The organism is Streptomyces sp. NPDC048415 (assembly GCF_040651675.1).
GTDB lineage: Bacteria > Actinomycetota > Actinomycetes > Streptomycetales > Streptomycetaceae > Streptomyces.
In genome coordinates this window covers 37,466-46,795 of the sequence record NZ_JBEZKJ010000065.1, presented here as the reverse complement: position 1 = coordinate 46,795, position 9,330 = coordinate 37,466, and the positions used below count along the sequence as shown (strand labels likewise).

Annotated in this window: 8 protein-coding genes and 1 tRNA gene; 3 read left to right on the top strand and 6 right to left on the bottom strand. The window is 71.4% G+C overall.

The features are described 5' to 3' along the window. Positions 1-140: 140 nt before the first annotated feature. Positions 141-704, bottom strand: coding sequence for an HIT domain-containing protein (locus tag AB0D27_RS32020; RefSeq protein WP_362515743.1), 564 nt, complete (start codon positions 702-704; stop codon positions 141-143). Positions 705-771: 67 nt separating this feature from the next. On the opposite strand from AB0D27_RS32020, the gene AB0D27_RS32015 reads away from it, so the two are divergent. Beyond that, complete coding sequence (locus AB0D27_RS32015; RefSeq protein ID WP_362515742.1) at positions 772-1,434, top strand: ion channel; 663 nt, start codon at positions 772-774, stop codon at positions 1,432-1,434. Between the two features lie 27 nt (positions 1,435-1,461). Here AB0D27_RS32015 and thrS read toward each other — a convergent pair whose 3' ends face one another. From thrS to AB0D27_RS32000, 3 genes are all read right to left on the bottom strand, one after another. Next, positions 1,462-3,441, bottom strand: a complete 1,980-nt coding sequence (gene thrS / locus AB0D27_RS32010) for a threonine--tRNA ligase (RefSeq protein WP_362515740.1) — start codon at positions 3,439-3,441, stop codon at positions 1,462-1,464. 102 nt (positions 3,442-3,543) lie between these two features. Further along, positions 3,544-4,761, bottom strand: coding sequence for a hypothetical protein (locus tag AB0D27_RS32005; RefSeq protein ID WP_362515738.1), 1,218 nt, complete (start codon positions 4,759-4,761; stop codon positions 3,544-3,546). After that, complete coding sequence (locus AB0D27_RS32000) at positions 4,758-5,324, bottom strand: DUF4365 domain-containing protein (RefSeq protein WP_037621207.1); 567 nt, start codon at positions 5,322-5,324, stop codon at positions 4,758-4,760. Before AB0D27_RS32000 ends, AB0D27_RS32005 begins: the two co-directional genes overlap by 4 nt. Positions 5,325-5,494: 170 nt before the next feature. Here AB0D27_RS32000 and AB0D27_RS31995 point away from each other — a divergent pair, with 170 nt between their 5' ends. Beyond that, positions 5,495-6,220: a 3'-5' exonuclease gene (locus tag AB0D27_RS31995; protein ID WP_362515736.1), complete on the top strand. Its 726-nt coding sequence runs from the start codon at positions 5,495-5,497 to the stop codon at positions 6,218-6,220. A 68-nt stretch (positions 6,221-6,288) separates the two neighbouring features. Here AB0D27_RS31995 and AB0D27_RS31990 read toward each other — a convergent pair. Both AB0D27_RS31990 and AB0D27_RS31985 read right to left on the bottom strand, forming a co-directional pair. Next, positions 6,289-6,360: transfer RNA gene (locus AB0D27_RS31990), tRNA-Val, on the bottom strand. A gap of 39 nt (positions 6,361-6,399) precedes the next feature. Next, positions 6,400-6,846 (bottom strand): SRPBCC family protein, encoded by a 447-nt coding sequence (locus AB0D27_RS31985; RefSeq protein WP_362515734.1) that lies wholly within the window; start codon positions 6,844-6,846, stop codon positions 6,400-6,402. Between the two features lie 88 nt (positions 6,847-6,934). Here AB0D27_RS31985 and AB0D27_RS31980 point away from each other — a divergent pair, with 88 nt between their 5' ends. Next, positions 6,935-9,328 (top strand): hypothetical protein, encoded by a 2,394-nt coding sequence (locus AB0D27_RS31980; protein ID WP_362515733.1) that lies wholly within the window; start codon positions 6,935-6,937, stop codon positions 9,326-9,328. Positions 9,329-9,330 lie beyond the last annotated feature (2 nt).

Below are 9,330 nucleotides of genomic sequence, written 5' to 3'. Positions count from 1 at the left end.
ACAAACGCGACTACATCTTCAACGGCACCCTGGCCGTCACGGCGATCGTCATCTGGCTCCGCGACACCGTCCAAGAGCCATCAGAAACGGCCTAGTGCCTGCCGGCGGGGCCCCCGAGGCCGGCCCCGCTCCCGAGGGCGCTAGGCAGCCGTCGGCCAGGCCTCCGCCAGCATCTTGCGGGTGTCCGCCAGAAGCTGAGGCAGCACCTTCGTGTGGCCCACGACCGGCATGAAGTTGGTGTCGCCGCCCCATCGGGGGACGATGTGCTGGTGGAGATGGGCGGCGATACCGGCGCCCGCGACGGTGCCCTGGTTCATGCCGATGTTGAAGCCGTGCGCGCCGGAGGCGCTGCGCAGCGCGGTCATCGCCTGCTTGGTCAGCTCACCCAGTTCGGCGGTCTCCGGGTCCGTGAGGTCCGTGTAGTCCGCGACGTGGCGGTAGGGCACGACCATGAGGTGGCCGCCGTTGTACGGGTAGAGGTTGAGCACGGCGTACACCTGCTCTCCGCGCCTCACGATCAGCCCGTCCTCGTCGGACTTGGCCGGAATGGAGCAGAAGGGACAGCCGTCGTCGGCTCCCGGGCCGGTGGGCTTGTTCTCGCCCTGGATGTAAGCCATCCGGTGGGGCGTCCACAAGCGCTGGAACGCGTCCTGTGTCCCCACTCCGATCTGCTGCTCCGGCTCACTCGTCATGTGGTGCAGCATATGGCTTCGCCCGTTCGCGGCGTGTCGGCGGGTGTCGCACAAAAGGGCCTGCGGCCAAGCTGGGGCGATGGACGACGACAGCCCGCAGGCCCGCTGGGAGCGGCACACCGAGTTCCCGCTCGCCCTGGCCTCGCTGGTCTTTCTGGCCTCGTACGCGGTCCTTGTCCTGGATCACGGTCTGCCCGCTGCCGCGCTGGACGCCTGCCGGGCGGCGATGCTGGCCGCCTGGGCGTTGTTCGGGGCCGACTACGCGGCGCGCTGGCGGCTGAGCGGTCAGGGCCCACGTTTCGTACGGAGGCACTGGCTGGACACGATGGTGCTGGTGCTGCCGCTCCTGCGGCCGCTGCGCATCGTCAAGGTCTACGAGGCCGTACTGCGCCGACGCGGGCAGCCCAGCCTCGCGCTGCAGGCGCGGGTGATCTTCTACGCCGGTCTGTCGTCCCTGCTGCTCGGCTTCGCGGGCGCCCTCGCCGTCTACCAGCAGGAGCGCGGGGCACCGCACGCGACGATGCGGACCTTCGGGGACGCGGTCTGGTGGACCTGCGCCACGCTCGCGACGGTGGGGTACGGGGATGTCGCACCGGTGACGCCCTGGGGTCGCGTGATCGCGGTGGGGCTGATGGGATGCGGGCTCGCGCTCCTCGGAGCCGTGACGGGGTCGTTCTCGTCGTGGCTGTTGCAGGTGTTCTCACGCGAGGGTGAGGGCGAGGAAAAGCCCCCGGGGAGCTGAATTCCCGGGGGCCTCACCACGTACGCGTCAGACCTGTGCGCGGTCCTCGACCGTCTTCACGATCTTGGCGATCGCCTCGTCGACCGGGATGCCGTTCTCCTGCGAGCCGTCGCGGTAGCGGAAGGAGACGGCGCCGGCCGTCATGTCCTCGTCGCCCGCGATGACCATGAAGGGCACCTTCTGCTTCTGCGCGTTGCGGATCTTCTTCTGCATGCGGTCCGAGGAGCCGTCGACCTCGACGCGCAGGCCCTTCTTCTTCGCCTCGGCGGCGAACTTCCGCAGGTACTCGACGTGTGCATCGCCGATCGGGATGCCGATCGCCTGCACGGGCGCCAGCCACGCCGGGAAGGCACCCGCGTAGTGCTCGAGGAGCACGGCGAAGAAGCGCTCGATGGAGCCGAAGAGAGCCCGGTGGATCATGACAGGCTGCTGCTTGGAGCCGTCCGCGGCCGTGTACTCCAGGTTGAACCGCTTGGGCTGCTGGAAGTCGACCTGGATGGTGGACATCTGCCAGGAGCGGCCGATGGCGTCCTTGGCCTGGACGGAGATCTTCGGGCCGTAGTACGCGGCGCCGCCCGGGTCGGGAACCAGCGGGAGGCCCTGCTTCTCGGCCGCCTGGCGCAGCGCGTCGGTGGCCTCCTCCCACTCCGCGTCCTCACCGATGAACTTCGGGGAGTCGTCGCGGGTGGACAGCTCCAGCTCGAAGTCGTTCAGGCCGTAGTCGCGCAGCAGGTCCAGGACGAAGGTGAGCAGCGAGTCCAGCTCGCTCGCCATCTGGTCCTTGGTGCAGTAGATGTGCGAGTCGTCCTGCGTGAAGCCGCGGGCGCGGGTCAGTCCGTGCACGACGCCCGACTTCTCGTAGCGGTACACCGTGCCGAATTCGAAGAGCCGGAGGGGCAGTTCGCGGTAGGAGCGGCCGCGTGCCTTGAAGATCAGGTTGTGCATGGGGCAGTTCATCGCCTTGAGGCGGTAGTTCTGCCCGTCGAACTCCAGCGGCGGGAACATCGCGTCCGCGTAGTTCGGCAGGTGCCCCGAGGTCACGAAGAGGTTTTCCTTCGAGATGTGGGGGGTGTTGACGAACTCGTACTCCGCGTCCTCGTGACGCTTGCGCGAGTAGGTCTCCATCTCGCGGCGGACGATGCCGCCCTTGGGGTGGAAGACCGCGAGGCCGGAGCCCAGCTCCTCCGGGATGGAGAAGAGGTCCAGCTCGGCGCCGAGCTTGCGGTGGTCGCGCTTTTCGGCCTCGACGAGGAAGTCGAGGTACGCCTTCAGCTCGTCCTTGGACGGCCAGGCGGTGCCGTAGATCCGCTGGAGCTGCGGGTTCTTCTCGCTGCCCCGCCAGTACGCGGCGGCCGAGCGCATCAGCTTGAACGCCGGGATGTTGCGGGTGGTGGGCAGGTGGGGACCACGGCAGAGGTCCTTCCAGCACAGCTCGCCCGTCTTGGCGTCGAGGTTGTCGTAGATCGTCAGCTCGCCGCTGCCGACTTCGGCGTCGGCGCCCTCGGCGGCCTGCGCCGCGTTGCCCTTGAGGCCGATCAGCTCCAGCTTGTACGGCTCGTCGGCCAGCTCGACCCGGGCATCCTCGTCATTGGTGATCCGGCGCGAGAACCTCTGTCCACGCTTCTGGATCTCCTGCATCTTCTTCTCGATGCGCTTGATGTCCTCGGGCGTGAACGGCTCGGCGACGTCGAAGTCGTAGTAGAAGCCGTCCTTGACCGGCGGACCGATGCCCAGCTTGGCCTCGGGGAAGAGCTCCTGCACGGCCTGCGCCATGACGTGGGCGGTGGAGTGGCGCAGGATGTTCAGGCCGTCCGCGGAGGAGATCTCGACGGGCTCGACCTCCTCGCCGTCCTTCACCTCGTACGCGAGGTCCTTCAGCTCGCCGGCCACGCGGGCCGCGACGATGGTGCGCTCGCCGGCGAAGAGGTCGGCGGCCGTAGTCCCCGTCGTCACCACGCGCTCTTCCCGCTCGGAATCGCGTTGGATGATCACACGGACGTCTGACACCGGACTCTCCTGCCTGAAGGTGGAAGCGCAACCGCAGAACTATCGCGTTACGCAATAGGCGATCGTACCGACCTCGTGGCGTCCTGAGCGAAACGGTTCCCGTCAGTCCCCGCTGCACGCCTCTTCGAAGAAGTCCAGGTTCTCCTGGAGCGACTTCATCAGCCGGTCCCGTTCGGCCTCGTCCACCTGCACGGGTACGACCTCGGAGGCGTCCGTGAGTCGGCGGAAGCCGCCCCGGCTCTCCAGCCGTCCGTGCACCCGCACCGGCAGCCCGACCAGATGGGCGTGGCCCGCTATCCGGTACGCCTCCTCGTCGAGCGTCATCCGGACGTGCGGGATCTCGGCGCCCGCGACGACCCGCAGCCGTACGGTGCCCTCGCCGCGCGGCCCCGACCTGCGCATCCGCACCACGGCGCCGGTGATGCGCACCGGCACGGACGGCTCCTCGCGCAGAAAGCGGGCGCCGGCCTCGCGCAGGACGGGGAGGTCACCGGGAGAGAACTCGACCGCCTCGGCCGGCGCGGCACCGCCCTCCGGGACCCCGGCGGCGGGCGCCCACTCGACGGCGATCCGGGCACCCTCGGTGCCACGGACGAGTGCCACCACGGCTTCCGTGAGCTCGCGGCTGACTCCCGCCTCGACGGCGGCGTCGAAGGCGTCCATGCCGCCGGTGGCCCGCTGGTAGTCGATGGCCTCGCGGACGGCGTAGAGGGCGTGGTGCAGGCGTACGGCGAGCGGGCGGCCCGTACTGATGGGTACAAAGGCGGTGAGGCGGCGGCCGCCGGGCTCGGCGCCGACCAGGACGTTCTCCAGGGAGGCGGCGGCGGACCTGCGGTGGCGGGCGCCGTAATAGCCCGCACGCGCGCGCGTGGCCAGCGCGGCGGCGAGCAGCATCTGGCGGGCGGACGCGCGCAGCTGTTCCTCGACGGTCCAGGGCGCGGCGCCCACGGGCCCGGTGGGGACATCCCGCCACCAGCGGATCTCGTCGCTGGGCACGGCGAGCGCGACCAGCACGTCGCGTGCGGACGGCGATCCGCTGCGGGCGAGCGCGACGAGCGCCTCGCCGAGCAGATCGTCGCTGTCGGGGAAGGCCCGGCTCTCCGGCACCAGCAGGCTGGTGCCGCCGCCACCGGGCCCGGGTGGGGTCCAGCGGCCGTACCGTCCCGCCGCTCCGCCGCGCCGCTGCCAGCCGTGCCGGTGCAACAGCGCGCTGAGCACGGCGGGGTCGACCTGGTCGGGGGTGGGCGGATCGTTCCAGAAGGCCTCGGCGGGATGCGGCCGTACCGGTCGCGGGGCTCCCTCGATCGGGCGGTGCGTCATGGTCTGCCTCCGGTCCCGACCCGCGTCATGATCTCGCAGAGCGCCCGGTCGTCGAAGATCCGGGCCGTCGGTATACGGACGGTGGTCCGGCGCCGGCCCGTGATGGCGTGCCCGGCGAGGTTGATCCAGTAGCAGCAGTGCCGCAGGTCGAGGCGGTCGTGGCTGGCGCGCAGCCAGTCGTCCTGGGACCGGGGCACGAGCATCACGACCAGGATTTTGTGCACCGAGACCGGGGTGCGGGCGAGCTTCGCCAGGTGCTCGTTGTCGAGCGTGAAGGAGAAGGCGGGCCCCGGGGGGTTCGGCGGGATCTGGTACGTGCACTTGAGCTGGACCTTGATGGTGACTTCGTCGTCGACCGTGTGCCCGGGGGCGCTGTGGCTGACGTGCCAGTCGATGCCGTTGTCCGGAAAGGGCTGGGACAGCGAGCAGCCCGCCGCCGCCGCGACGGCGTGCAAGTAGCCCACCTGCAACGTCTCCATGCAGGCGGTGGTGGCGAGTGAGCCGCGATGGGGTGCCGTCCGCTGGGGCAGCAGCCCGCCCCGTTCGGGCTGCGCGAGTGCCATGAGTCCAACAGCCTTCCAAACCAGGTGAATCCCCGCGACGGGCCGCTGAACTGCAAAGACCCGTACCTCTGTTGTCTCCTGTCGGCGTACGGCGCAAACAGCCCGGGTATCACCAAACGGGCAGAAGACGGTGCGTCAGCTGCCGTGGGTGAACGAGGAGTTGTGTGCGTATGACGTGCTGGTACGAGGGCCCCTTGGCCGCGTTCGACACGGAGACCACGGGCGTGGACGTCGAGACCGACCGGATCGTGTCGGCCGCCGTCGTCGTCCAGGACGCCCCGGGTTCCCGTCCGCGGGTGACCCGATGGCTGGTGAACCCGGGAGTGCCGGTGCCCGCGGGGGCGACGGCGGTGCACGGGCTCACGGACGAACATCTGCAGCGCAACGGCCGCTGGCCGTCGCCGGTGATGGAGGAGATAGCCAGGGTGCTGGCCGAACAGGCCTCGGCGGGCCGCCCGCTGGTGGTGATGAACGCGCCCTTCGATCTGACGCTGCTGGACCGGGAGTTGCGCCGGCATCGCGCCTCCTCGCTCGACCGGTGGTTGGAGTCGACGTCGCTGCGCGTGCTCGATCCCCGGGTCCTCGACAAGCATCTGGACCGCTATCGCAAGGGCCGCCGCACCCTCACCGACCTGTGCGCGCATTACGGCGTGGTCCTGGAGGGCGCACATGACGCGGCGGCGGACGCGCTGGCCGCGATGGAGGTCGTACGGGCGGTGGGACGCCGGTTCGCGACCCGGCTCGAGCGGCTCTCACCTGCGGAGCTGCACACGTTGCAGGCCGTGTGGCACGCGGCGCAGGCGCGCGGCCTGCAGGCGTGGTTCGCGCGCAGCGGCTCGGAGGAGGCGGTGGATCCCGCGTGGCCGCTGCGTCCGGACCTGCCGGCGGCGGCCTGAGCGGCGGCCTTCGTCCACAGAGAGAACAGAAAAACCGGTCCATCGGTGACGGACCGGCTTTCTCCGGGTGGGCGATACTGGGTTCGAACCAGTGACCTCTTCGGTGTGAACGAAGCGCTCTCCCACTGAGCTAATCGCCCGGGAACGCACTGAACCATACAGGTCCCGGCGGGTGTGGTTCAAACCGCTTCGAGGTAAGCCGTGAGGCCACGCCGTCCCGCGCGCATCATCACGGCGTGGTTGGCGCGGAAGAGGGGCCGCCCCGGCACCGCGAGCCGCCGCAGCAGGGGCTTGCTGACAAGTACCTCCTGGTCGTACCGGGCGCGGGTGCCCGGCCGGTCGGCGGTGAGCGTCCAGCGTGCCCAGCCGTCGACGTCCCCGGTCATGGCGATCTCCAGGACACCGGCAGCGCGGTCGCGCCGCACCTCACGCGCGGTGAAGGTCAGGTCGTAGGGCAGCAGGGACCGGATACGCATGACGCCGCTGCGGTCGTCGATCCGGGTCACCTCGCGCACTTGGGGCCACCAGCGCGGGTAGTCCCCGGCCTGTTCCAGGACGGTGTAGACGTCGGCGGGCGGTGCGGGCAGGGCCCACAGACTGCGGAAGCGGTAGTGACTCCAGTCCATGTACCGAGTGTGCCCGCCCGCGGATCTGAGTACGGCCTGAGTACGCGCACTCATGCCGGGGAACGTGACCGGGACCACACTCCGGAGCATGACCCACATCCCGCCCCCGGCCGAGGAGTTGCGGCACCTCGATGCCGAGCTGCGGCAACTCGACGCCCGCCGGGCCCTGTTGCTGGCCCGCCGCGCCTGGCTGATCTCCGCGCTTCGGCCGGCCCCCGCGCCGCAGGTCCCCCAGGCCACTCCGGCACGCCGGCCGGAGACCGGCGCCTCCGGCGTTCAGAACGTACTCCTGCTGCTCGGCGGCATCCTGCTGACCGTGGCCGCCATCGCGTTCACGCTCGTCAGCTGGGGGCACCTGGGGATCGCCGGGCGCGCGCTGGTGCTCGGCGCGGTGACGCTGGCGGCGCTGGGCGCGCCGGTGCCGCTGCTGCGCCGCGGGCTGAGCTCGACGGCCGAGTCGGTGGCGGGGCTCGGCCTCGCGCTGACGGTGCTGGACGTCTACGCGCTGTACGAGGTCGCGTTCCCGGACACCGACGGCCTCTCCTACACGGCGATCGCGTCGGCGGCGCTGGCCACGGTGTGGGCGGCGTACGGTCTCGCGCTCGGCGCCATGCAGCGGCCGGCAGGAGCGCGGGCGGCCGCGACCGGTGTACGTCTCCCGCTGCCGGCCGCCGTGGCCACGGCCCAGTTGCCGCTGCTCCTTGGGGCGGTTGCGGCCGACGCGGGCGCGCACACCGTCACGGCCGCACTGCTGGTGACGGCCGCCTGCGACACGGCGCTCGCGCTCCGGATCCCCGTGAAGTCGGTCCGTGTGGTCGCCACCATCGGGGCGTACGGCATGGGCGGTTGGGGCACCTTTGCCGCCGGTTGGCTGTCCTGGACGGCCTCCGGCCCGAGCGCCGCCGCCCGTGCGGCGGCGCTCCTTTTCCTGGCCGCGTCGATCGCCCTGGTGGCGGCGTGGCAGTCCCCGAAGCCGGGCGTCGCCACCGGCACCGCGGCGGCCGGCGGCCTGATCACCGTCGTCGGCCTCGGCGGCGTCCTGCGCTCGTCGCTGCCCGACGACTGGACGGTTCCGGGGTATCTGGCATGCGGTATCGCCCTGTTGGCCGTCGTACGTACTCACCTGCCCGAGTCCGTGCGGCGCGGGCTCGCGTGGGCGTCGGGGTCGGTGCAGGCCGTCGCGGTGGTGTGGGCGCTGCCTCTGGTCGCCCTCGCCCTGCTGGGTCCGGTCGACTGGGCGGGGAAGGCCTGGTCCGGCGCCCCGGCGACCGCCCGCGAGGCGGTGACGCTCGACCTGCCCTGGCCTGCGCACGCGGCCACGGCCCCGCTCGTGCTCGCTCTCGTCGCCGCGATCCTGGTGGTGGCGTCGCGAGCCAGTACCGACTGGCGCCCGCAGGCCTTGACCTGTGCGCTGATCCTGACCTGGGCGACGGCGTTCGTCCTCCCGGCCGCTCTGGAACTCCCTTATGTGGTGGGGATGTTGGTGCAGGGGGTGACGACGGTGGCCGCTCTGGCGTACGCCCGCCCGACCCAGGCACAGCTGGTCCCGCTCCTGCTGGCCCTCCTCAGCTCCCTCAGCCTCACGTTCCTCTCGCTGGCCTCCGAGGGTGCGACCCTCACCGTCCTCGCCGTGCTGTCCGTCGTGTTCGCGACCGTCGCGTGGCGCCCCGGCCTCGGCCCGGTCGCCGCGCCCGCCTCCCTCGTGTACGCCGCCGCCCTCGCCTGCGCGGCCGGTGCCGCCCTCGGCTGGCAGCCACAGCAGACCGCGCTTCTCGTCCTCGCGGTGCCGGTCGCCGCGGCGCTGCTGGCGGCCCGCATCGAGGACTCGCCGACGACGGTTGCGGTCGAGGTGACGGGTGCCGCCGCCGGACTGCTCGCCCTGGGGCTCGCGGTCACCCATCCGCCGATGGCGGCCCTGGTCCTGGCCCTGTGCGGGGTGATCGCCGCGGGCACGGCCGTACGGGAGGACCGGCGCCGCGTCGGCTATCTGGCGGCCGCTCTCTTCGCGCTGGCCACCTGGGTCCGTCTGGCGGCCTGGGATGTGGGCTCACCGGAGGCGTACACGCTTGCGGTGACCCTCCCGGCGCTGCTCGTGGGGGCGGTCAGGCGCCGCGAGGACACGGCGACCTCGTCGTGGACGGCGTACGGACCCGGCCTGTCCGTGACGCTCGTGCCGAGCCTCTTCGCCGCGTGGGGCGACCCGCACTGGCTGCGCCCGCTGCTGCTCGGCGCGGCGGCGCTCCTGGCCACCCTCGTCGGCGCCCGGCATCGCCTCCAGGCGCCGCTGGTGGTGGGCGGCACGGTGCTCGCGCTGGACGCGCTGCACGAACTCGCCCCGTACATCGTGCAGGTGGTCGACGCGCTCCCCCGTTGGGTGCCTCCCGCACTCGCCGGTCTGCTGCTGCTCGCGCTGGGTGCCACGTACGAGCAGCGGATGCGCGACGCACGGCGAGTGCGGGAGGTGCTGGGGAGGATGGACTAGCG